We start from the raw sequence: 23,393 nt of genomic DNA, 5'->3' as shown, positions 1-23,393 counted from the left end.
CAAAACTCAGGATGATGTGTTGGAACCCAATTTATCAGGATCGTTTTCTATGCTCACTACCGTTGAAATTCGCAGCCAGTTTTTAGATTACTTTAAAAAGAATGGTCATACCATTGTACCCTCAGGTTCCCTTGTTCCGCACAATGATCCCACATTGATGTTTTCCAATGCGGGAATGAACCAATTTAAAAATGTCTTCACAGGTCTTGAAAAACGGGAGTATAAAACGGCTACGACCGCTCAAAAATGCGTGCGAGCGGGGGGAAAGCATAACGATCTCGACAATGTGGGATACACCGCTCGTCATCACACTTTTTTTGAAATGCTTGGCAACTTTTCTTTTGGTGATTATTTTAAAGAAGAGGCCATCTCTCTTGCATGGAATCTCATCACTCAAGACTGGAAAGTTCCACAAGAAAAACTTCTTGTGACTGTTTATGCGGAAGATGAGGATGCTGCCACGTTATGGAAAAAAATCTCAGGACTTAATGATGAACGTATCATCCGGATTTCCTCCAAAGCCGAAAATTTCTGGACCATGGGGGACACCGGTCCTTGCGGCCCTTGCTCGGAAATTTTCTATGATCATGGAGCCCACATCCCCGGAGGCCCTCCTGGAAGTCCGGACGCAGATGGGGATCGCTTCGTTGAAATTTGGAATCTCGTCTTCATGCAATACGAGCAACTTTCCCCTGAAGAACTGGTAAACTTGCCACGCCCTTCCATTGACACAGGGATGGGACTTGAGCGCATCGCAGCTGTTCTTCAAGGGGTTCACAACAACTATGATACGGATATTTTCAAATCCATTATTGAAGCCTCTGAAGAAATTACAAAAGTGAAAGCAAAGGGCGTTGCTTTGGCCTCCCATCGCGTGATTGCCGACCATTTACGCGCTGTTTCTTTTTTGATGGCTGATGGCGTTCTTCCCAGCAATGAAGGGCGTGGATATGTCTTGCGGCGGATTATGCGAAGGGCTATGCGCCACGTTCAGATGATGGGATACAAAGATGCCCTTTTGGCCAAATTGGTGCCTGTCCTTATCGAAAAAATGGGAATGGCCTATCCTGAACTTAATCGCGCTTACCCCCTTATTGTGGAAACATTACTTTTGGAAGACAAACGCTTCCGTCAGACGTTGGAACGGGGACTCAAACTTCTTGAGGAAGAAACCGCAACGCTGAAATCTGGAGCAAATCTTTCTGGAGAGGTCGCCTTCAAACTTTATGATACTTACGGTTTTCCCCTCGATTTAACGCAAGATGTTTTGAAGACACAAAACCGGAATGTAGATTTAATCAGCTTTCAAGATGCCATGGAGCGCCAAAAAGCCGAAGCGCGCAAGGCGTGGGCTGGATCGGGCGAGAGCAAAACCGAAGGACTTTGGTTTGATCTGCGCGAAAAGCATGGTGCGACTGAATTCCTAGGATACGCGAGCGATCATGCCAGTGCAAATATTTTAAGCCTCATCCAAGGTGGCCAAGAAATCAATTCGGCTAAAGCTGGAGATATCATCTCAATCATCACCAATCAAACCCCATTTTATGGAGAGGGTGGTGGTCAGATGGGGGATACCGGGCTCATTATCGCTGATTCTGGAAAAATTGAAATTACAGATACACTCAAAAAATTAGGTGACCTTATCGTTCATCAGGGCCGCGTTTTGGAAGGCGAAATTCGCCTCAGCCAATCTGTGGATCTTTCCATCGACCTTGAACGCCGTAGTGTTCTTCGTGCCAATCATTCGGCCACCCATTTGCTTCATACAGCCTTGCGTACCCTTTTGGGATCTCACGTGACACAAAAAGGCTCTCTTGTGGCACCTGATCGTTTGCGCTTTGATTTTAGTCATCCCAAAGGACTCTCATTTCAAGACATTGAAGAAATCGAATCCAATGTGAATGCGCAAATTCGGAAAAATGCGCCGGTTGGGGTGAGACTTATGTCTGCAGATGAAGCCATTGAAACAGGAGCCTTGGCACTTTTTGGAGAGAAATATGGTGATGAAGTTCGCGTCATTTCCATGGGTATTTCTGAAGAAGGATCTTACTCGACAGAGCTCTGTGGCGGAACACATGTGGATCGCACCGGTGATATTGGTTATTTCAAAATCATCTCTGAAATTGGGATTGCGTCAGGCGTGAGACGCATCGAGGCCCTGACAGGAAAGCGTGCCGAAGATTACGTCCGCGCGGAAGAATTAACGCTTTCCTCCCTCTGCCAAATTTTGAAGACTCCAGATGTTCTAACCAAAGTCTCTGCACTTTTGGAAGATAAGAAAAAGCTTGAGCGTGATATTCAAAATATGCGTCAACAACTCGTCAAAGGCGGCGCTTCCGGAGGTAGTTCTGACATTCAAAAAATTGGGGATTTTTCTTATGTCTCCCGTCAACTCAAGGACGTTCCTGCTAAAGATTTAAAACCTATCGTGGATGGTCTTAAAGAAGAAATCCGATCGGGGATTGTGGTTGTGGCCAGTGATGCGGAAGGCAAAGTTTCCCTTGTTGTGGGCGTAACCGCGGATCTCACAAGCCGCTTTAGTGCGGTGGATCTTATTCGCGAGGCCTCTCCTGCCTTGGGCGGTCAAGGTGGCGGCGGACGTGCTGATATAGCACAAGCCGGAGGGCCTAACGCGTCAGGAATTCCTGAGGCTTTCAAACGCCTTGAGGAAAGATTACGGGCTTAAGGAATTTTCGTTAATTTTCTTTTTCTAGATAATTTTTTCAATTTCTATTTTAATAAGAGAAAAAAAAGTAGGAGCTTTCAATTAAAAATAGAATCATTTTTTTAAATCTTATATTTTTTGCACTTGTGTCAATAACCAATTTTCATTTTGATTGAGTATAAGTTTCTCTCTTGCTGCCATGCGCGTAGAGAACGACGGGAAAGAGCCCATAGAGCGTGGGAAATTAGAAATAAGCCCCCGATTTGAAGCCGGGGGCAAGCAAGCATCAATACCTATTTAGGCACCAAACTCATCCTCTAATATCTCGACGATTTTTTCTAAGTAGAGGGAATTTTTCTTGTCCTCATCTGTTCCAATTTTTATTTTTTCCAAAACACTAGTTCCATAGGATTTTAAGTTTTCACTTATAGATTGTTTTGTCTGCTTCCACATTTCATGAGCTATATTTATAACTTCGAGTCTAAAACCATCAGTTGCTAAAAACGTTAATGGTTGCGGGTTAGGAAGAGTTTGAGCTTTTTTATACTGATTGTTTTCTTCTTCTAATTTTGTACTGAAAATTTTTTGAACTCTATTATTATTTTTTTCAAAAAATTCGTTTAGTTTTGATATGGTTTTGTCTTTTTTAGAACCTTGAGGTTTATATCCCAAAAGTTCAAGTCGAGATAATTGAGTTTGAAAAAAAGCAATTTTTTGGATACTTTCGGTGTCACCAATTTCTGCTTTTGACAACAAATTTGGGAGTGAGGTTTTGTTGACGTCGTTAAAGTTTTTTAGGCAACTTTGTAAACGTTGTTTAGCACTGATATAAGTATTACCATTATCCAGTTTTTTGCTGGGGATGGAAGATGGAAATTTTCCATCATCATCGTCACTGTCGTCTTGGATCATTCCATAAACTGGGCTGCAAATTAAGACTGCCAGTGCTGCTGACATAAGAAGTTTTTTTTGAAATAAATTAGATAACATGAAAACACCTTTTCAATAAATTTTAATAAAAAATGCGATTTTTTCGCATATTTAATTTAGTTGTTACGTTTTAATTTGGCAAGTTTTTTATCGTGTAGGAGTTCATATAGAATGAGACTCAAGAGGTAGAATGAGGTTCAAGAGGTCTCGAGAATATGAGAGTGAATATAGTGCAAAGGAGTGAGGCCTTTCAAGGCGCGATGAGGCCTATAAGAATTATACTTTGAGACAGCTTGAGAGAGCTCAAAGCGCATAGAAGCTATGGAATCAGCCAGGAGGTTGTTTTGGTTGTAAAATCCCCCCCGGAATATTCGATTTCCCCGCTCAACGCCGCCGTTGTAAGTGGGCTTTTTGGGCGACAGAACAATCAGCGAAATTCCAAGTTCTTCACAGACTTCCTCAAATTCCGCCATAAATTCAGAGTCACCGTCGACTTGAATGGAGTGAATTTTAAAGGGGGCCTGCTTTACAAACTCAAGCAAGAAGCGCTTGGCACTTGAGCTCTTGGCATGGGCATACACACTCGCATCGATGAATTTCGAGCACCTCTCCCACGCCTGAAAGTGCTTGAAACAGATACCATTTTTGGTGACTGTCATGTGGTCAATCTGCACCCGCTCACCAAGCGTCATCGTTTTATAATCCTTGAAAGTCCCAGGTTTTGCATGGCTTTTAAATTGTCTTTTTCTTTTTGTTCTCAGGGCGGAGGGTGATTTTTGCACAAGCCCCTTGTTTTTGAGGGAGGTCAGGATACGGCCGACGGTGCTTTCGCTCAGGATTTGCCCATGGTCTCGCTTGAGAATGATGGCGATTTTCTCTTTGCCATAGGTGGGATTTTCGCGGCGCACTCTCAAAACAAGCTGAAGCTCTGCCTCTCCCCAGCGCGGTTTGTTGAGATTTCGTGGCCTTTTTGAAGGGGGAACACTCCCTTTGTTAAGGTCCTTCAGGATCTTCTTGTGGCGATAATAAGTTGCGCGGGACATGTCGCAAATTTCTTGGCACGTGGAATCGCAAACGTTTTCAGATTTCAGCTTTTCCAACGCCTCACGCCGTCTTCATACCGTTTGCGATAGACGTCCAAACAGTCTTGTGTACGCGCATATGCATAAAGCCTATGCATATTTTTATGTAATCCGTGGATCCTCAGCCAATCCTCCATCAATAGGTTTTTTACATTTTTTTACATTTCCTATTCTTGAGGCCTGGTTTTGGTAGGGCAATGGAGATGAGCTGAGCGCGCCCCCAAATTGCGCTGTAGCGAAGCTCATCTCCATCCCTCACAGTTTTGTCTCACTTCTATCTGAACTCGGACAAATTGAACGCTTAAAAAAAGAGCTATTACATAATAAGATGAAAGTTGATGAAAGTTCTGTCGCATTTGTTGGAAGAATAGGCAAAGAATCGTCTTGCGCCTCAAGCGAAAGATGAGGATGAGGCGAATTGAATTACCTACCCCTGAAAAACTTTTCCTTAAGGTTCATTTCCTTAGCTTTGACGTCTTTCAAATTCACGAGTTACGCAGTTTGCAGGAGAAGAGAGAAGAGATAAGGTGAGAGGGAATATTTATTAAATGAGAAGAAATGATGTCTCGACACAAATGCACAAAATCACTTTATCGTTCATTTTTACAAGCCAGCAGTGTGCGCTATTCAGGGTTGGCACTTTCGGAGGTGTCACCGATTCCATTGTCGCATGACAGCGTCAATCGATGGTTGAGTTCTAGTGCATTGCGTCCGAGCGGAGTGTGGAATCTTACTCAATCTCTTATTAACAAGAAAGAACCTTGTTTTTTAGTATGTGACGATACAATTTTGGATAAAAATCGGAGCGAGAAGATAGAGCTTGTGCATTATCAGTATTCTGGGAATGCCCATGATGTTATTGCGGGGATAGGTCTTGTCAATTTGGTATGGCATGGCCTGAGGAGTCATGACTCTATTCCTGTTGATTATCGTATTTATGATAAAGCCAGCGATGGCAAAAGCAAGAATGACCATTTCAGGGAAATGTTAAAGCTGGCTCAAGACAGAGGGATAAATCCGGATGACGTGGTTGCAGACGCTTGGTACTCGAGCTTGAATAATCTGAAGGCCATTGAATCCATAGGCTGGACATGGGTGATGGGGTTGAAGAAAAACAGGAAAGTGAATCGTGGAGAAACTCTTGAAAAGCTGGACATTCCAGATGAAGGACTGAAAGTTCACTTACGCGGATATGGATGGATTACTGTTTTCCGGTTTGTTGCCAAAAACGGTCGCACGGATTATATCGGAACCAATAGGGATAATCCCTCTCGTGATCATATTGAACTGGTCATGAAATCGCGTTGGAAAATCGAAGTTTATCATCGGGAATTAAAGCAAACATGCGGTCTTGAACGCTGTCAGTCTCGCACGGGACGAGCCCAAAGAAATCATATATTTCTTGCCATTTCGGCTTGGATTCAAAGATTTAAAAGACGACTTGCTGGAGGCTTCTCTTTTTATCAGCAGCAGTGGGATGTTATTAAGCATGATATCTCTAGAGAAATAACAAAACTCATGTCTTTCGCTTAGATTCCCACCCTTTTGCTGCAAACTGCGTAACTCGTGAAATTGCATTCTTTCACGTGACCAAATCCACGGATATGTTCGGGCAAGGTGGCTAATTCCACAGCCACATCATAATTATGAAGGGAGAGATGCGGCAAAAGAGAGTACACTAAATTTTCATACCCCCCAATTAATGAGCGCTCTGTTTTTCGCTCGTGCGTATATCCAAAAATATCCAAAGCTGTGCCGCGCAGGCCTTTTAGTTTTGCTAAAATTTTGAAGACTGAGAAAATCCAGGGACCATAAGTGCTTTTTTTAAGCTGACCAGTTTTGGGATCTTTGTAGGACAAAAGCGGGGGAGCGAGATGGAATTTCATTTTGAGATTTCCCTCAAATTGATCATATAGTTCCTTCAAATAGGTGCCATCCGTGTAAAGACGTGCGACCTCATATTCATCCTTATAGGCCAAAAGCTTGGCATAATACTTAGCGACAGCAAGGGAGAGCTCTTGGCGCCCTAATTTTTGATCCTGGGCTTCAATTTTTCTTACGAATAATTCATAACGCTCTGCATACGCTTTGTTTTGATATCCCGTCAAATGCTGCTTGCGATGATTAATAACCGCCTCCAAACTTTGAGGGATCTCTTTCGCCTTTTTCTCAAATTCAAGGTTGGCAGCATCTTCTACGGCCTTAAAATCCAAAACCGCATAGCGCCCCCAATGAAACGCCAGTTTGTTAAATTCAACGGCCACAGCATTGAGTTCGACAGCCTTTAAAATGGCCTCGTGATGAATGGGAATGAGACCTTTTTGATACGCATAACCTAGAATAAAGAGGTTGGTAGCAATAGCATCCCCCAGAATGCGCGTAGCCAAATGAGTAGCGTCAATAAAATCAGTGTGCTCGGCACCCAATTTTTCAAGAAGATTTTGGCGGAGTTTTTCGTGCTTAAAGTCGTAATCGGGACTATGAATGAAGTGACCCGTAATCGTTTGGTTTTCATTAATGATGGCTTGAGTGTGCCCCGTCTTAATTGTGGCAAGCGCATCAGGACCCGCAGCAACCACAATATCGCATCCTAAAATAAGATCTGCCCTTTCTCGTGAAACGCGGGTGGCCTGAATATCTGACGGTTTTTGAGCAATGCGAATGTGGGAGACAACGGCCCCTCCCTTTTGAGCCAGGCCTGCCATATCAACAATTGAGCACCCCTTTTTCTCAAGATGCGCGGCCATACCTAAAAGAGCACCAATGGTCACAACTCCGGTGCCTCCAACCCCTGTGAGATAAATACTGAAGGGGGCATTTAGGGTTGGTAAAATGGGATCTGGTAAATTCTCAAGATGTGCCGTTTTCCCCGTGGACGCTTTGGCTTTCCGGGGACGGGCACCTTCAACGGTTACAAAACTGGGGCAAAACCCATTCACACATGAAAAGTCTTTATTGCAACTGGATTGATCGATGGTGCGTTTTCGTCCCAAGGGCGTTTCAATGGGCTGCACGGAAACACAATTAGATTTAACACTACAATCCCCACATCCTTCGCACACTCTCTCATTAATAAAAATACGCTTTTGGGGATCTTCCATAAGTCCCCGCTTCCGACGTCTCCGTTTTTCAGCCGCACAGGTTTGATCATAAATTAAAACGGAAACACCAGGCCATTTTTTAAGGTCGTCTTGAAGAACGTCTAATTCATCACGATGATGGATTTTAACTCCGGGCGCAAATCCGGCACCTAGTGGATATTTATGAGGCTCGTCCGTTGCAATGACAATTTTCCGCACCCCTTCGGCGTACAATTGTTGCGTGATCATGGGAACCGTGAGTTCCCCATCCACATGTTGCCCGCCAGTCATGGCCACAGCATCGTTATAAAGAATTTTATAGGTGATGTTCACTTTTGCGGAAAAAGCGGCTCTAATCGCTAAAAGCCCAGAGTGAAAATAAGTACCGTCCCCTAAATTGGCAAAAATATGACGTTCATCGGTGAAGGGTGCTTGCCCCACCCACGTCACACCCTCTCCGCCCATTTGTGTAAAAGTTGCTGTGTTGTGAGCAATCCAGGTTGCCATATAATGGCATCCAATTCCCGCAACCGCACGACTTCCTTCGGGCAGATGAGTTGTGGAAGTATTGTGCGGACATCCTGACACGAGTTACGCAGTTTGCAGCAAAAGGGTGGGAATCTAAGCGAAAGACATGAGTTTTGTTATTTCTCTAGAGATATCATGCTTAATAACATCCCACTGCTGCTGATAAAAAGAGAAGCCTCCAGCAAGTCGTCTTTTAAATCTTTGAATCCAAGCCGAAATGGCAAGAAATATATGATTTCTTTGGGCTCGTCCCGTGCGAGACTGACAGCGTTCAAGACCGCATGTTTGCTTTAATTCCCGATGATAAACTTCGATTTTCCAACGCGATTTCATGACCAGTTCAATATGATCACGAGAGGGATTATCCCTATTGGTTCCGATATAATCCGTGCGACCGTTTTTGGCAACAAACCGGAAAACAGTAATCCATCCATATCCGCGTAAGTGAACTTTCAGTCCTTCATCTGGAATGTCCAGCTTTTCAAGAGTTTCTCCACGATTCACTTTCCTGTTTTTCTTCAACCCCATCACCCATGTCCAGCCTATGGATTCAATGGCCTTCAGATTATTCAAGCTCGAGTACCAAGCGTCTGCAACCACGTCATCCGGATTTATCCCTCTGTCTTGAGCCAGCTTTAACATTTCCCTGAAATGGTCATTCTTGCTTTTGCCATCGCTGGCTTTATCATAAATACGATAATCAACAGGAATAGAGTCATGACTCCTCAGGCCATGCCATACCAAATTGACAAGACCTATCCCCGCAATAACATCATGGGCATTCCCAGAATACTGATAATGCACAAGCTCTATCTTCTCGCTCCGATTTTTATCCAAAATTGTATCGTCACATACTAAAAAACAAGGTTCTTTCTTGTTAATAAGAGATTGAGTAAGATTCCACACTCCGCTCGGACGCAATGCACTAGAACTCAACCATCGATTGACGCTGTCATGCGACAATGGAATCGGTGACACCTCCGAAAGTGCCAACCCTGAATAGCGCACACTGCTGGCTTGTAAAAATGAACGATAAAGTGATTTTGTGCATTTGTGTCGAGACATCATTTCTTCTCATTTAATAAATATTCCCTCTCACCTTATCTCTTCTCTCTTCTCCTGCAAACTGCGTAACTCGTGCCTGAGCAATAATAAGGCAGACGCAGAAGATCAGCCTCTTTTTTCTTTTCTTCCAAAAGTAAACGGATATGCGAAACTTTTTGTTGAAAGGATTCTGATTTTAAGAAATGCAAAATCCTCTCACCTAAAGCCAGGGCAATTTGGAGGACATTGAGTTCATAAATTTCAGGAAGAAGAGTTCTTCCTTTTTCGTCAATTTTCCCCACGACCTGAGGGCGAATTTTTTCAGGGAGGCCATATAAAAGATCGCGAACCTGAGATTCGATAACGGGTCGTTTTTCTTCAACAACAAAAACCTCTTCAAGACCTTTAGAAAATTCTAAAATTCCTTTGGGCTCAAGCGGCCAATTCATAGCAACTTTATAAAGATCGATGCCAGCCTCACTACAGTCTTTTCCAGAAAGTCCTAAATCCTCAAGAGCCTGCTGCACATCGTGATAGGATTTTCCGCAGGTGATAATTCCAAATCGTGGTTTTTTGTTTTTCAAAATATGTTTATCTAAGCCATTGGCGCGCACGAAAGCTTTGGCAGCTTCGAGTTTATAAAGCCGCAAGCGCTTTTCTTGTTCCAATGGTGCATCGGGCCAGCGGATATTGAGCCCTCCCTCAGGAATGAGAAAATCGGACGGGGTTATGATCTGAATGCGATCAGGCGTTACTTCAACTGAGGCAGAGGTGTCAATGGTATCAGCAATAACTTTAAAGCCCACCCAACACCCAGAATAACGAGAGAGTGCCCATCCATAAAGTCCCAAATCCAAAATATCTTGGACATTGGAGGGGACTAGATTCGGGATGGAGGCATCCATAAATGCGTACTCGCTTTGATGGGGCAATGTTGAGGATTTGCAAGAATGGTCATCCCCCGCTAATGCCAAAACACCACCAAATTGAGACGTTCCGGCAGCATTGGCATGTTTGAAAACGTCCCCTGTACGATCGACTCCAGGCCCTTTTCCATACCAAATCCCAAAAACGCCTTGATAACGACAGCCTGGGAAAAGGGGAGTTTGTTGAGAGCCCCAAACGGCGGTGGCGCCTAAATCCTCATTAATGCCGGGGATAAATTCAATGTGACTCTCTTTTAAAAAATCTTTGGCGCGCCATAAAGCCTGATCATATCCGCCCAATGGGGATCCACGATATCCAGAAATAAAACCTGCTGTATTGAGGCCTTGTTTGAGGTCATAAGCGCGCTGCAGCATGGGAAGACGTACAAGAGCCTGTGTGCCCGTTAAATAAACCCAACCCTCATTGCGTGTATATTTATCGTCTAAATGAACATCTCGTAGATCCATAACCGTCCCTGATTCTTTTGTTTTTATGGGGCGATCTTACTGGATTTTAATTAATTTTGGCAATGTAAGTTTGTGGGATGAATATGAACAACTTTTAAAATAGAGATACTGATAAAAGCCACATCATCACGAGCCTTCAAATGGCACCGGTTTCACCAAAACTTGGCAATTAGGAAATTCCTTTTGAATTTCCGCCTCAACATCAAGGGCGGCTTGATAGGTTTTCTCAAGACTTAAAGTCTTATCCATCATCAATTCCATCTGGGCAAATTTTTGCAAGCCTGAAGACCTCGTCCTTAAATCTTCAATGGCTTTGACTTCCTTGTGACTCAAAGCAATTTCAACGATGCGGTGTCTCAATTTATCGTCTAGCTCGCGGTCCATCAAAATATTAAAGGCCTGTAAAATAATGACCCAAGCGGTCCAAAGAATATAGCCCCCAATCAAAATACCAAAGAAAGGATCAATCCAGTGCACGCCCAAATAATGTGACCCCAAAAGAGAGACGATAACGGCCGCATTAATTAAAAGGTCGGAGCGATAATGCAGCATGTCTGCGGCAATGGCTGTGGAGCCTGAAATCCGTACCACGTAAGATTGATAAGTCACAAGAGCAAAAGTCACGATAATGGCCAAAGCCATTACCAAAATACCAAAGTCAGGTTGCTCAATGGGAAGAGGTTCTGAAAAGCGATTCCAAGCCTCATGCAAAAGCCATAGAGCCGACAATCCAATAAAAAGAGATTGTCCCAAACCCGCCAAAGATTCGAGTTTTCCATGTCCAAATCGATGCTCTCGATCTGCAGGCTTTAAAGCATGATGCACCGCAAATACATTAATGAGAGAGGCAAAGGCATCTAAAAGTGAATCGATAAGAGAGGCCTGAAGGCTTACAGACCCTGTCATCCACCAGGCAAATAACTTAAATCCAATTAAAAATGTAGCCACCGATACAGAGGCATAAGTGGCCAATCGAATTTGGTTTGAATGTATCATCTGAATCCCATTGACAAAGTATATAGGGCGATTACACTTGGCTTTGACTTGAGAGCTCCCCTCAAAAACTCTCAAATTTTATCCATACTATCATAAGGATTTTTAAATATGAAAACAAAACTCATTGCCTCAGGTATTGTTATGGCAATTTTAGCCACCGGTTGTGAAACGGGTCCCAAGCAAGCTATTGGAACGCTGGGCGGTGGTGCCTTGGGCGGTTGGGCAGGATCTACAATTGGAAGTGGTCGCGGTCGCGTAGTCGCTACTGCTGTGGGCGCCGTCCTGGGTGCATTCTTAGGTAGCACGATCGGACGTGAACTTGATGCGGCCGATGAGAAGCTTGCTAAAAAAACAGCTCAAGGATCTTTTGAAAGCTCAAAAACAGGCCAAACTTCAAGCTGGAGAAACCCTGACTCTGGACACTCGGGAACCATTACACCGACTAAAACTTATCAAACCCAAACCGGTGATTATTGCCGCGAATTCCAACAAACCATCGTTGTAGGCGGGAAAACAGAACGCGGTTATGGTACAGCTTGCCGTCAACCTGATGGCAGCTGGGAAATTGTGAAATAAATTTTGTTAAAAATTAACCCATACCACGGGCAATGATGCCCGTGGTTTTTAGAATAATTAGAATAAAACCTAACATGGAGACTCAAAATGAATAAAACCATCTTTTCTTCTTTCTTAGTATCTTTGGCGCTTTCAATTGATCTTTCTGCAAATTCCACTTTAAATTTTAAAGATCACATGCTGTATTATTTAACAGATTCAAAAAACAATACGGAAATTGCTGTTGGCCCCATGAGCGTTGCGGCAGGGACCTATACAATTACGGTTTCTGTGCCAGACAAGGCGCCTGGAATGGATACAGGTTGTTCCGTATCTGCAACTTTTGTGGATAATACTAGCTATGATATCTCCTCAAATGTGCCCTTTCCTTCCGATTCTTGCGTAATTAACATCAACAAAACTGAAAACAAGAAATAATACTTATTAAAAGAAGAAGGGCACACTTTTGTGATATCGCATTTAGTGTGCCCACCCCTTCAAGTCTTCACTCAGTTGGGGCAATATTAGCGCAGAAACCCCATAAGACAAAAATCCCATAAAACCTATTGCGATTGCTGGAAAAATACAACTGCAAGGCCCAATGCAATCGGAAATTTTGACAGCGGTTTTGAGAAGAGCCACCTTACTCCAAGGAAAGAGGCTTAAATCATAAGGGTCAACTTCTCCAAATTTCGACTCTAAGATCGTAAGGTAGGACTGGGCTTTTCCAAAATCCAGTAAGTCTGGAAAAGTTTTTGTGAAACGCATTCCTATCATAATCTGGTGCAAATCTCTTTTTAAGTCGTCTTTTTCAAGAGGCCAATGGCTCAAAAAGGAAAAGATTTGATCAATTCCACGTCCGTTCCCAAGTGATCCCACAAGACAAAATCCAGGACATGCGCATTCAGGAAGACAACTTTCAATAAGCACCTCTGTGGCTTTCAGAAGTTTTGACTTCAAAGGCTCAACGGCTTTTCGGAATTCCTCTGGAGATTGAAATTGTTCCCTTAACTGTTCTAATTTTTTCAAAGACAACTTTTGTGAACTGATCCGTGTTCTATAATCATTTATAACATCAAGCTCATTTTCAATTTGATTTATGAGCTTTTCAGCTTGCGTACTGTGTGAAACACAAGAAAATAAGGCCCCCATAATAAGAACAACAAATAGTTTTTTTATTTTCATGGGAAACTCCCGTACTTTAATTCAGTGATGATTCTCACAAATTTTCATAAAACACATCAAGGTTCAACCCCTAAATACGGGGCGGTCTTGTAAAAACTTATCGTTTGATCATTCATGTTTCCAGGGGATATTGCCAGTCCTCCTCTCATCCGCTAGTTTTAGAATTTATGCGTCCTCATTTTTGGAATTTTTATGTCGACCTATCCTGTTATCATTTTGGTAGAACCACAATTAGGGCAAAATATAGGTGCGGTAGCACGGATTATGCTCAATTTGGGATATCATGAATTGCGTATCGTTAACCCCAGGGATGGCTGGCCCAATCCAGACGCGCTTATTAATGCATCTGGCGCGGATCAGGTTTTGGAGAACGCCAAAATCTACCCCATACTTGAAGAATCCATTGCAGATCTTCAGTTGGTTTATGCCACAACGCCGCGCAATCACGACATGATCAAATCCATTGAACGTCCTGAAAGTGCTGCCCAAAGATTGGCCCCCCTTATAAAAGAAGGCACACGTGTAGGCCTTCTTTTTGGATGCGAACGCTGTGGGCTTAACAATGACGATGTCGCCTTATGCGAAGGTATTATTACGATTTCCACCAACCCTGAATTTTCGTCCCTCAATCTTTCTCATGCCGTCAGCGTTGTAATTTATGCTTTTCGGATGGCTCTTGAAAACCCTCTCCCTTCTCATTTCCGAACCGGAAAAACGAAGATTGCCACGCAGAAGGATTTACTTTCATTTTATGCTCATCTTGAGGCGTCTTTAGATCAATCTGGATTTTTAAGACATGAAAAAAAACGACCTACAATGATCCGTAATATCCGAAATATTTTTAACCGTATGAATCTGACTCAACAGGAAATTCAGACGTTGCGCGGTATCATCAGAAGCCTTGAGGAAGGATCTTCGAAATGACACGATCTCAGCTTTTTTTCTATAGTCTTTTGGCACTACCTTTGGCGTTTGTAGAGCTTCCCCTTTTTGTAAATTTGCCCAAATTTTATGCCGAAGAAGGAATGAATCTGGCTATCATTGGCTATGTCCTTTTAGTCGTGAGATCTTTGGATGCACTTAAAGATCCCATTTTAGGATATGCGGCTGATTATTTTTACAAAGGGCCCGCCAGTCGCTTTTTCATGATTGGCCTTTTTGCACCACTTTTGGCGTTGGGATTTTATCTTCTTTGGAATCCGCCTGAGGAGGGCACCTCTTTGATCTTTTGGTTCGCGCTCACGCTCTTTTGTGTGCATTTTGCAGATAGTGCCATGATCATTGCTTACTATTCACTGGGGGCCGAAATGGCGCCTGATTATCATGAACGCACACGGGTCACCAGCTTCCGAGAATCCTTTCGAATTGTGGGGCTTTTGATGGCCGCCGTAATCCCTACAATTTTAGTTAATCGGTGGGGGCGGGAAGAAGGATTCTCACAATTCTCTCTCCTTTTTATAGCCGTCCTTTTGGGAGCTTATCTTCTTTTTCTCAAGTCAAAACCAAAAACATCACCTACACGCTATGTACGTGAATGCATCAAATGGCAGGATCTAAAATCCGCCCTTCAAGACAAAGATTTTCTTTGGATTGCAGGTCTTCATATGCTCAATGTTTTTGCCTTTTCGTGCCCAACCGCTCTTTTTGCGTTTGTCGCTTCTGATATCGTTTGCGAACCGCAGCAAGAGGGTTTTTTTCTTATGAGCTATTTCGTCTCAGGGATTTTAGGCATGATGTTATGGACGACAATCTCTAAAAAGTGGGGCAAGAAAAAAGCCTTATTAGCCTCCCTTTATCTCAGCGTTTTCATCTTTGCATTTGCGATATTTTTAAAACCCCACATGATTCTTCCTTTTTATGGAATTTGTTTTTTAGCAGGACTCTCCTTTGGCGCAGATTTGGCCCTTCCTCCTTCAATTTTAGCCGATGTGATTGCCGAGCAAACGCACCTCTCAAAACCGCCTTCTGGAATTTATTTTGGTGTTTGGAATATCACAGCCAAATTCTCAACGGCCTTGGCGCCAGGGCTCATCTTTCCTTTTTTAAGTCACATGGGCTACGAAAAAGGAATCACTTCACCAGATTCTTTATTTTATCTTTTGGCCTGTTTTACCTTGCTTCCTGCGGGATTAAAGCTCGCAACAGCGATTCTTCTCCAATTATCTCCTTTGGAAAAGCGAAATCTTTAAGAAAATCATTTGACATTTTCATGAGGATCATTATAGCTTGCCCCAAATGTTTATTGTAAATATGGCCTTTAAGCCAAGGATAGAGAGAGCATGACAAAGCGTATTGATGCGAAATATAAGATTAACCGTCGTTTGGGCGTAAACCTTTGGGGTCGTCCAAAGAGTCCTTTGAACAACCGCGACTACAAGCCTGGCCAACATGGTCAACGCCGTGCTGGTAAATTGTCTGACTATGGAATTCAGCTCCATGCCAAGCAAAAGCTCAAAGGCTATTATGGCAATATTAACGAACGTCAATTTCGCAAAGTCTATCAAGAGGCCGTCCGTCGTCGTGGAGATACTGGTGAGAATTTGATTGGTCTTTTGGAGTCCCGCTTGGATGCCGTTGTTTATCGCATGAAGCTGGTACCCACAGTTTTTGCCTCACGTCAATTTGTGAACCATGGTCACATTTTGGTGAACGGCAAGCGCGTCAATATTCCTTCCTATCAAGTGAAGGTGGGTGATGTGATTGAAGTCAAAGATCGTTCTAAAGAGCTTTTGATTGTCCTTGAGTCCATCAAATCCGGCGAACGTGATATTCCTGATTATATCGAAGTCGATGCCAAAGGCACAAAGGGTACTTACCTTCGTGTTCCTACCCTTTCAGAAGTTCCTTATCCTGTTCAAATGGAGCCCAACCTCGTGGTCGAGTTCTATTCACGATAAGACATCCTTCTAAGAAAAATCAAAAGCCCTGCAAATTTTGTGGGGCTTTTTTTATGGGGTCACAGGCTCTAACCTGAAATGGTGAGTTATGAAATCTCCATCCGGAAAACGGGCGTCATAATCACAGGTCTTTCCTGGAATGCTATCGGGATGAGTCACGGCTTTTGTATAAAGTTCAAAACTGGGTATGGGTTCGGAACGTTTCAAGAGCGTGAGTTTGTATTCCTTGTTTTCCAAAGTGAGAACATTGTTTTCCCCTTGAAGGATATCATGATAATGCGCATTGATGGTTCCAATAGAAGGACATCCTTCTGGACCCTTAGGGAGGATTGCTGATGAAAGCGGAAAATTTAACATCACAACCCCTATAATTAAGGCACAAGAAAAAATCATCTTAAAGCTTGAAATTGACACGGGATCAGCTCTCCTTGATTTTGGATAAGCTTCATAATAACTCAAATTAGAATGAAATTCACGCTCAAGAAATGATTTTGAGAAAAATCGGTGAGACATAAAAAAAGCCCCTGACTTCTCAAGGGCTCTCTTCGTTTTTCAATTTCAAAAGAAACTACTTAATTTTCGCTTCGTTGAATTCAACATGCTTACGCACAACAGGATCATACTTGCGGAACTTGAACTTTTCCGGTTTTGTTTTAGGGTTCTTTTTCTTGACGTAAAAGAAACCTGTTCCCGCGCTGCTCAAAAGCTTAATCGTCATTGTAGAGGCTTTAGCCATGATGTTTATCCTTTAATAAAACTTTGCCACACCATACAAGGCCCTGCAAAACTGTCAAGAAAAACTTTTTTAGGGTAGCTAAAAATCGCTAGCATTTTCTTTTTTCCACAAGAGGTGTTAAAGTTGAACATATTATTTTAAGGGCAAAATCAGAAGAACCATGAATCACTCCCTTTTTGAAAGCTTTCGCGAAGCCGCAAAAAAATCACCCTCTAAAATCATTGTGGAGGATGCATTTGGGGAATCGCTCACCTATCGAAAACTAGAGATCAAATCTTTGGTTTTAGGGCATGCATTCAAACACGTGATTCCCCATGATGATACTATCGGGATATGCCTTCCCAATACTGCAACTTTTGGCATTGTGTTCATAGCCCTTCAGTATTTGGGGAAAGTCACCGCCATTTTAAATTACACAACCGGGTATCGCGGACTAATCAGCACCGCACAAACGGCAGGACTTAAAGTCATTTTGACATCACGAAAGTTTTTAGAAAAAGCCCATATGACGGAAACTTTCGAAAAACTTGCCCGCGAAGGTTTGACAATTATTTACCTTGAAGACATTAAAAAAGCAATTACGCTGAAAGATCGGATTCTTGGATGGACAGGGGTGTCTTTGATAAGCCATCTTAAATCCTCTCATGATCCGGCCATAATTCTTTTCACATCCGGTTCGGAAGGGGAGCCCAAAGGTGTGATCTTGTCCCATGACAATCTCTTGAGTAATGCGCATCAAATCTCTGAGAGAATTCCTTTTTCCGAGCACGACGTTCTATTTTCAAGCCTGCCTTTCTTTCATGCCTTTGGGCTTTTGGCAGGACTCATTTTGCCACTTCTTTATGGCGTTAAATCCTACATTTATTTCTCGCCCCTTGATTACAGAGAAATCCCTAAGAAAATACAGGAAACGCAGGCCACCATTTTATTTTCAACAAATACATTCCTTAAAGGCTATGCCACAACAAGTACCCCAGAAATGCTCAAAAGTTTGCGGGCGGTTTTTGCAGGGGCTGAAAAACTTCAGGAGGAAACCCGCCTTCTTTATCATTCGCGATTTAATATTCCCGTTTACCAAGGGTATGGTGTAACTGAGGCCTCCCCCGTGATTGCAGTCAATGTAGAATACTTTCACAAGCCAGGATCCGTAGGCCCTCTCTTAAAAGATATTATTACAGACATTCGCCCAGAGCCTGGGGTTGCACGCGGAGGGCGCCTTTTTGTCAAGGGCCCCAATGTGATGGTGGGGTATTACGTACCCTCGCATCACTTAACGATTCAGCATCCTCCAGAAGGGTGGCATGACACGGGCGATATTGCCGAAATTGATTATGATGGATATCTCTTTATTTTGGGGCGCGCCAAACGATTTGCTAAAATCGGTGGAGAGATGGTGTCCTTGGGTGCCCTTGAATCCGCACTTGAGGCAAAATGGCCTGGGTATAAACATGCGGTTTTGGCTCAACCCCACCCCACAAAAGGAGAAGAGCTAATTCTTCTCACAACCCATCCCGCGCTTTCAAAAGAGGACATGCGAGCCACTTTAAGTGGCGCTGGATTTTCCAACCTTTCTCAACCCAAATCCGTTATATTTAGAGAAAGTCTACCACTTCTTTCAACAGGCAAAATTGATTACAAAAACCTTGAGGAGATGATAAAAAATGAACCAAGCGGAGAGGCTTGTTTGTAAGCCTTGAATTCACTTCGAAGGGGTTGTTTTTCTCCTGCGGTGTATAAAATGATACGCGTCTTTTTGTATTTCGAGTTCACTCAAGGAGACGTCAGTTTTTTTCAATATCTGATAGTTTTTCAGTATTTCAATTTCAAGTTTTAGGTAGAGTGGGAATAGGTTATCTTGATTGGAGTATTTAGATAGTTTTTTATACGCGCGAAAAAACCACGGGGCTAGCCCCGTGGATGTAGCGTTCCCCCAAGCCTTCTTGCTATGATGCGAAGTATGCAGGTAAGGAAGCAAGGACACTGCGCCTACCAATGTGAGTATCACCTGGTGATTGTGAGCAAATATCGACGGAAGATATTCAATGAAGGTAGTTTTGCGTATTTCACAGAAGTGATGAATCAGATAAGGGAGAAGATGCCTGAAGTCATCATCCTAACGATGAATCATGATAAGGATCATATTCACTTACACTTACACCTATCTATTCCCCCTAAGATAAGAGTTAGCGATGCAGTTCGAACCATAAAGTCCATGAGCGGCAAATTGTTGAAGAAAAAATTCGAGTATATGAGAAAAGCTTATTGGGGCGTGGATGGTATTTGGTCAGATGGTTATTTTGTATCCACAGTTGGGGTAAATGAGTACGCGATCAAGCGCTATATAGAGCATCAAGGGCAAGAAGACTTGGGGCAAGCGCAGCTTGTACTCGGCCTATAGGCCGACCGGGATACCACGGGGCTTGCCCCGTGGAGGTTTACTCAACTGACAACAGATGTGACAGAACCCGATTGGATTGCTCTGAACTCGGACAGTCGTATTTTGCAAATACGGCAAAAAAATAGAAAAAACCAGCCCTAAATTTGCGGGCTGGAGATGGGGATGTAATCAATAGAAGGTTAGAGCTTTAAACTTCCGACTACTCATCCGACTTCTTTGCAAGTTCTGCAAGCTTTGCCCGCCTGATTTCTGGAGCATTGACCAGCTTTGAAAGCGTTGCCCGCCTGAGCTTGGCATCTGCAGCTTTTGCCTCTTCCTCCTTCTTTTGAGCAAGCAGTTCGTCACTGACCAGCTTTGAAAGCGTTGCCCGCCTGAGCTTGGCATCTGCAGCTGATGGTTTAGCCGAGACAGATAATCCTGTCATATCTTGATCGCTTGAACTGGCTTGTGCTACTTGTGGGGCAAGCGGCAATAGAGATACTGCGATTACTAACGTGGATAATTTTGTCATTAAAGATAATTTTTTCATAAACATCACCTCAAAATATAAAGTTAAAATTAAAAAAAACCAATTGGCTCCTTTCCCACATATAGTAATCACTGAATTTGATTTCAAGACCTTCCAAAATTTATTTAAATAGTCGCCCCTGAAATATTGCCTAACACGTTGAATCAAATTAATTTTATGCTGAAAATTTGATAGTATAATTGCAAGAAATGAGGATCAACGGATCGAAAGCTTGCAATATGAAACCGTCAAAAACAGATACATCTCAAACTGAACTTTTTAGAGAACGCCTGTCCAATCAGTTAAACCCGCAAGAGCCATTGTTTATTCTCGCGGGGCAAATCAACTGGTCATTATTTGAAGAATCCTTTGGCGCAGAATTTACAGATGGTCCTGGCCAACCTCCCAAGCCCATTCGATTAATGTTAGGGCTCATGATGTTGCAACACATGAATGCTTTGTCGGATGAAGAGGTTGTGAAGCAGTGGGTTCAGAGCCCTTACTGGCAATACTTTTGTGGCTTTGATTATTTTCAGTGGAAGATACCTGCCGATGGGAGCTCCATGACAAGGTGGAGAAAACGCATTGGGAAAGAAGGTTTAGAAAAGATTTTAGCACAAACCATCGTTGTCGCTTTAAGAACTGAAACCGTATTGTCAAAGGATTTGCAAACCGTGATTACTGACACAACGGTGATGGAGAAAAACATTGCTTTTCCGACGGACTCAAAATTACTGAATCGGGCAAGGGAACATCTCACGACAATGGCCGCCAAAAATGGCTTGAAGCTGCGCCAAACCTACAAGAGAACGGAGCGAACGGCTGCCATCAATGCTGGCAAATATGCGCATGCGAAACAATTTAAAAGAATGAGAAAAGAAGTCAAAAAACTGAAAAACTATCTGGGGAGGGTGACCCGAGATATTGAGCGCAAGATCAAGGGATCTCTCAGGGGAATTGCATGAAATAAGTGTTGTATTCTCTGGGTTTTCTATTGCCTTTCGACTAAAATCTGAGGTTTATAGTGGCAAAACAGATCATTTAGTATGGAATCTGAAAAGTCTGAAGACCTTGTAAGTCCTATAAAAATAGGAAAAAATTTTCATGAGGTGGCCCTGGGGGATAGGGTAAACACCCTCGCCTTTAGGCGAAGACTTTAGTATAATCAAGAGGTGGAATATCGAAGAGGATCGCATAGTCTATACGATTTAAAGTATCACGTTCTATTCTGTACAAAATACCGGTTTAGGGTACTGACAGGGCTAGTGGCGACTCGGACAAGAGAACTGATACGAGAGTGACTTTAGAATTTCAGAATTTCAGAATTCTAGCGTTTACGCGTTGTTCTGCTTTGCAAGCGTTTATCAAACTACCGGCTTTAGCCGGTAGTAGTTGATATCACTATCATCCTTTATTGCACCCTTTCTTTCTCAAAAATTTTCATGCAATTCCCCTGTTATTCTCCCTCAACACCACATCAACTAGAAAGGGCAAAGAGCCAATTATTTACATTTGCAACGGCATGCGTTAACACACACTGGATCAAGCGTTGCAAGAATGCCAGCAGGTTCCAACGTCCCGCTTTCACACGTTAAAAGCCCCGGACACTGCCCACAACCACTTTTGCAATCAAGAGTTGTCCCTGCAGAAAGAGAGCCTGCAAAAGCCGCAAATCCTGTGAATACGAATATCGAAATTATTTTTTTGTAAGTCATAATTTTTCCTTTTGTTTTTTATATTGTTAAAGGGATCCCTGTTTCCCTTTGCAAAGAAATGTATCACATAAATTCTTAAAAAAGAATGAAAGAATTTTGGCTCTTTCCCCTTTTTAGTTGATGAGAGTTAAGCATAGCGTTTGAAGCCCTGCAGATCAAGGAAGAGACGTTGAAAAAGAGACTCCGGTTTTAAAATTCCATAGCGGAAGCATCTCGATTGTTGCCAATAATAACTGAAACAGCGTCTTAACAGATTGGTAAGGAAGTGATAATGTCTTATCAATCGTTAGGGTTGAGTGCAAGTCATGAATAAAATCCATCCCTATAAAGATAAGTCAAAAATCGAGATGCTTCCTATGTGGTCATCAGGGGAATTGCATGAAAATTTTTTCCTATTTTTATAGGACTTACAAGGTTTTCAGACTTTGCAGATTCCATACTAAATGATCTGTTTTGCCACTATAAACCTCAGATTTTAGTCGAAAGGCAATAGAAAACCCAGAGAATACAACACTTATTTCATGCAATTCCTCTGAGGGATCTCTGGAGTTAAAGGAGACCTTTGCAGATTTATTGGGCATGGCAAATCGACTTCTTGTCCAAAAGAAAGACAGCTCCAACAAACTCTACAGTCTGCATGCTCCTGAAACCTATTGTATCGCAAAGGGCAAGGCCGCCAAACCTTATGAGTTTGGGTGTAAGGTGTCATTGGTTTTAACGCACAAACAAGGATTGGCATTGTCATCTGGCATTGCCTGAGAATGAATTTGATGGACACACGCTTAACAAGAGCCTCAGAAAAGCAGAGGAAATCTGGGGAGCCAAGATTGTTGAGGAGTTTGTGGACAAAGGATACAAGGGCCATCGTGTCATGGATACAAAGATCTACATGTCTGGCCAAAACAGAGGTGTCACCAAAGCCATCAAGAAACGCCTAAAACGCAGATCGGCCATTGAACATCATATTGGGCACATGAAAGCTGATGGAAACCTACGTCGAAATTTCCTCAAAGCAATCCTTGTGGATGCCTTCAACGCCCTGTTGTGTGCCGTTGGCCATAATTTGAGGATGATCCTGAGAAAGATCATATCCTTTTTTATGCTTTGGTTAGCAATCTCAATGCGGATAACTCAGCCGGACAATCATCAGGTTAGGTCGTTAGCCTGCGTTTAAAACAATTCTTCAGAGTCGACTAAATAACCCAAAAAAGCCTTGGAAGTCAGATTTCAGGGCTTTTTTATTTTCTGCCTTCATAAATCCAAAACAATCACTTTTAAAAAGGAAAAAATTTATCACTCATTTTTAAAAGATGCGACAGAACCGATCGAAAAAGACGTCTCAGGCGCTGGCTTGGATCCATTCTGTCAAAGCAGTTTTGCTTTGAACGCCCACTTTCATGCCCACCATTTGCCCACCTTTGAAAAGCATTAATGTGGGGATGCTGCGGACGCCCAACATCGCTGGTGTGTCGGGATTATCATCGATATTGATTTTGACGATGCTGGCTTGATCTCCCAGTTCTGTGGAAACTTCTTCCAAAATGGGGGCAATCATTCGGCAAGGGCCACACCACTCCGCCCAAAAATCAACGAGAACGGGCTTTGCAGATTCGAGAACATCTCTTTTAAAAGTAGCATCGGATGATTTGATAATAGACATAATGACCCCTCGTTTGAATT

23 protein-coding genes and 1 pseudogene are annotated in these 23,393 nt (G+C 42.8%); 13 read left to right on the top strand and 11 right to left on the bottom strand.

Features of this window, described 5'->3' with window-relative positions; genetic code table 11:
- Positions 1–49: 49 nt before the first annotated feature.
- Positions 50–2,686, top strand: coding sequence for an alanine--tRNA ligase (gene alaS, locus Bealeia2_RS00210; protein ID WP_414437831.1), 2,637 nt, complete (start codon positions 50–52; stop codon positions 2,684–2,686).
- A 276-nt stretch (positions 2,687–2,962) separates the two neighbouring features.
- Here the strand turns inward: alaS and Bealeia2_RS00205 are convergent, their stop codons facing one another.
- Positions 2,963–3,655 (bottom strand): hypothetical protein, encoded by a 693-nt coding sequence (locus Bealeia2_RS00205; protein WP_331255164.1) that lies wholly within the window; start codon positions 3,653–3,655, stop codon positions 2,963–2,965.
- Positions 3,656–3,792: 137 nt separating this feature from the next.
- Positions 3,793–4,802, bottom strand: a pseudogene (locus tag Bealeia2_RS00200) (integrase core domain-containing protein).
- Positions 4,803–5,238: 436 nt separating this feature from the next.
- Here Bealeia2_RS00200 and Bealeia2_RS00190 point away from each other — a divergent pair.
- Positions 5,239–6,210 carry an IS701 family transposase gene (locus Bealeia2_RS00190; RefSeq protein WP_422388038.1) on the top strand — a complete coding sequence of 324 codons (972 nt, stop codon included), beginning with the start codon at positions 5,239–5,241 and terminating at the stop codon, positions 6,208–6,210.
- On the opposite strand, the gene Bealeia2_RS00185 is transcribed toward Bealeia2_RS00190, so the two are convergent.
- The 4 genes from Bealeia2_RS00185 to Bealeia2_RS00170 all read right to left on the bottom strand — a co-directional run bounded on the left by Bealeia2_RS00185 (position 6,207) and on the right by Bealeia2_RS00170 (position 11,719).
- The gene (locus Bealeia2_RS00185) at positions 6,207–8,345 is read right to left on the bottom strand and encodes an indolepyruvate ferredoxin oxidoreductase family protein (protein WP_331255161.1); all 2,139 of its coding nucleotides are present in this window, start codon (positions 8,343–8,345) and stop codon (positions 6,207–6,209) included. The genes Bealeia2_RS00190 and Bealeia2_RS00185 overlap by 4 nt on opposite strands.
- A 33-nt stretch (positions 8,346–8,378) precedes the next feature.
- A complete protein-coding gene (locus tag Bealeia2_RS00180; protein WP_422388038.1) occupies positions 8,379–9,350 on the bottom strand; it encodes an IS701 family transposase in 972 nt (323 codons plus the stop codon).
- Between the two features lie 35 nt (positions 9,351–9,385).
- Positions 9,386–10,723 carry a hypothetical protein gene (locus Bealeia2_RS00175; protein ID WP_331255160.1) on the bottom strand — a complete coding sequence of 446 codons (1,338 nt, stop codon included), beginning with the start codon at positions 10,721–10,723 and terminating at the stop codon, positions 9,386–9,388.
- Between the two features lie 126 nt (positions 10,724–10,849).
- Positions 10,850–11,719, bottom strand: a complete 870-nt coding sequence (locus Bealeia2_RS00170; RefSeq protein ID WP_331255159.1) for a cation diffusion facilitator family transporter — start codon at positions 11,717–11,719, stop codon at positions 10,850–10,852.
- Positions 11,720–11,827: 108 nt separating this feature from the next.
- Here Bealeia2_RS00170 and Bealeia2_RS00165 point away from each other — a divergent pair, with 108 nt between their 5' ends.
- Together Bealeia2_RS00165 and Bealeia2_RS00160 are read left to right on the top strand one after the other, a co-directional pair.
- Positions 11,828–12,295, top strand: a complete 468-nt coding sequence (locus Bealeia2_RS00165) for an RT0821/Lpp0805 family surface protein (RefSeq protein WP_331255158.1) — start codon at positions 11,828–11,830, stop codon at positions 12,293–12,295.
- An 87-nt stretch (positions 12,296–12,382) separates the two neighbouring features.
- On the top strand, positions 12,383–12,712 hold the full coding sequence (locus Bealeia2_RS00160) for a hypothetical protein (protein ID WP_331255157.1): 330 nt from the start codon (positions 12,383–12,385) through the stop codon (positions 12,710–12,712).
- Positions 12,713–12,754: 42 nt separating this feature from the next.
- On the opposite strand, the gene Bealeia2_RS00155 is transcribed toward Bealeia2_RS00160, so the two are convergent.
- On the bottom strand, positions 12,755–13,459 hold the full coding sequence (locus tag Bealeia2_RS00155) for a hypothetical protein (RefSeq protein WP_331255156.1): 705 nt from the start codon (positions 13,457–13,459) through the stop codon (positions 12,755–12,757).
- 192 nt (positions 13,460–13,651) lie between these two features.
- On the opposite strand from Bealeia2_RS00155, the gene Bealeia2_RS00150 reads away from it, so the two are divergent.
- The 3 genes from Bealeia2_RS00150 to rpsD all read left to right on the top strand — a co-directional run bounded on the left by Bealeia2_RS00150 (position 13,652) and on the right by rpsD (position 16,356).
- Positions 13,652–14,383 carry an RNA methyltransferase gene (locus Bealeia2_RS00150; RefSeq protein ID WP_331255155.1) on the top strand — a complete coding sequence of 244 codons (732 nt, stop codon included), beginning with the start codon at positions 13,652–13,654 and terminating at the stop codon, positions 14,381–14,383.
- Positions 14,380–15,648 (top strand): MFS transporter, encoded by a 1,269-nt coding sequence (locus tag Bealeia2_RS00145; RefSeq protein WP_331255154.1) that lies wholly within the window; start codon positions 14,380–14,382, stop codon positions 15,646–15,648. The genes Bealeia2_RS00150 and Bealeia2_RS00145 overlap by 4 nt, the downstream gene beginning before the upstream one ends.
- 90 nt (positions 15,649–15,738) lie before the next feature.
- Positions 15,739–16,356: a 30S ribosomal protein S4 gene (gene rpsD / locus Bealeia2_RS00140; protein WP_331255153.1), complete on the top strand. Its 618-nt coding sequence runs from the start codon at positions 15,739–15,741 to the stop codon at positions 16,354–16,356.
- A gap of 51 nt (positions 16,357–16,407) precedes the next feature.
- Here the strand turns inward: rpsD and Bealeia2_RS00135 are convergent, their stop codons facing one another.
- Both Bealeia2_RS00135 and rpmG read right to left on the bottom strand, forming a co-directional pair.
- Entirely contained in the window at positions 16,408–16,713 is a 306-nt protein-coding gene (locus Bealeia2_RS00135; RefSeq protein ID WP_331255152.1) for a hypothetical protein, read from the bottom strand.
- A gap of 211 nt (positions 16,714–16,924) precedes the next feature.
- Positions 16,925–17,092, bottom strand: coding sequence for a 50S ribosomal protein L33 (gene rpmG / locus Bealeia2_RS00130; RefSeq protein WP_331255151.1), 168 nt, complete (start codon positions 17,090–17,092; stop codon positions 16,925–16,927).
- A 160-nt stretch (positions 17,093–17,252) separates the two neighbouring features.
- On the opposite strand from rpmG, the gene Bealeia2_RS00125 reads away from it, so the two are divergent.
- Together Bealeia2_RS00125 and tnpA are read left to right on the top strand one after the other, a co-directional pair.
- Positions 17,253–18,782, top strand: coding sequence for an AMP-binding protein (locus tag Bealeia2_RS00125; RefSeq protein ID WP_331255150.1), 1,530 nt, complete (start codon positions 17,253–17,255; stop codon positions 18,780–18,782).
- Between the two features lie 255 nt (positions 18,783–19,037).
- Positions 19,038–19,490: an IS200/IS605 family transposase gene (gene tnpA / locus Bealeia2_RS00120; protein ID WP_331255149.1), complete on the top strand. Its 453-nt coding sequence runs from the start codon at positions 19,038–19,040 to the stop codon at positions 19,488–19,490.
- A gap of 199 nt (positions 19,491–19,689) precedes the next feature.
- On the opposite strand, the gene Bealeia2_RS00115 is transcribed toward tnpA, so the two are convergent.
- Complete coding sequence (locus Bealeia2_RS00115; RefSeq protein WP_331255148.1) at positions 19,690–20,019, bottom strand: hypothetical protein; 330 nt, start codon at positions 20,017–20,019, stop codon at positions 19,690–19,692.
- Between the two features lie 218 nt (positions 20,020–20,237).
- Here Bealeia2_RS00115 and Bealeia2_RS00110 point away from each other — a divergent pair, with 218 nt between their 5' ends.
- The 4 genes from Bealeia2_RS00110 (at position 20,238) to Bealeia2_RS00100 (ending at position 22,887) form a co-directional block, all read left to right on the top strand.
- Complete coding sequence (locus Bealeia2_RS00110; protein ID WP_331255147.1) at positions 20,238–20,963, top strand: IS5 family transposase; 726 nt, start codon at positions 20,238–20,240, stop codon at positions 20,961–20,963.
- Between the two features lie 207 nt (positions 20,964–21,170).
- Entirely contained in the window at positions 21,171–21,299 is a 129-nt protein-coding gene (locus Bealeia2_RS10455) for a transposase (RefSeq protein WP_414437812.1), read from the top strand.
- Between the two features lie 993 nt (positions 21,300–22,292).
- Positions 22,293–22,472: a hypothetical protein gene (locus Bealeia2_RS00105; RefSeq protein ID WP_331255146.1), complete on the top strand. Its 180-nt coding sequence runs from the start codon at positions 22,293–22,295 to the stop codon at positions 22,470–22,472.
- Positions 22,465–22,887 carry a hypothetical protein gene (locus Bealeia2_RS00100; protein WP_331255145.1) on the top strand — a complete coding sequence of 141 codons (423 nt, stop codon included), beginning with the start codon at positions 22,465–22,467 and terminating at the stop codon, positions 22,885–22,887. Before Bealeia2_RS00105 ends, Bealeia2_RS00100 begins: the two co-directional genes overlap by 8 nt.
- A 165-nt stretch (positions 22,888–23,052) precedes the next feature.
- Here the strand turns inward: Bealeia2_RS00100 and trxA are convergent, their stop codons facing one another.
- Positions 23,053–23,373 (bottom strand): thioredoxin, encoded by a 321-nt coding sequence (trxA, locus tag Bealeia2_RS00095; RefSeq protein ID WP_331255144.1) that lies wholly within the window; start codon positions 23,371–23,373, stop codon positions 23,053–23,055.
- Positions 23,374–23,393 lie beyond the last annotated feature (20 nt).

Source organism: Candidatus Bealeia paramacronuclearis (genome assembly GCF_035607555.1).
Lineage (GTDB): Bacteria > Pseudomonadota > Alphaproteobacteria > UBA9655 > UBA9655 > Bealeia > Bealeia paramacronuclearis.
This window is presented reverse-complemented; position numbering and strand designations above follow the sequence as displayed.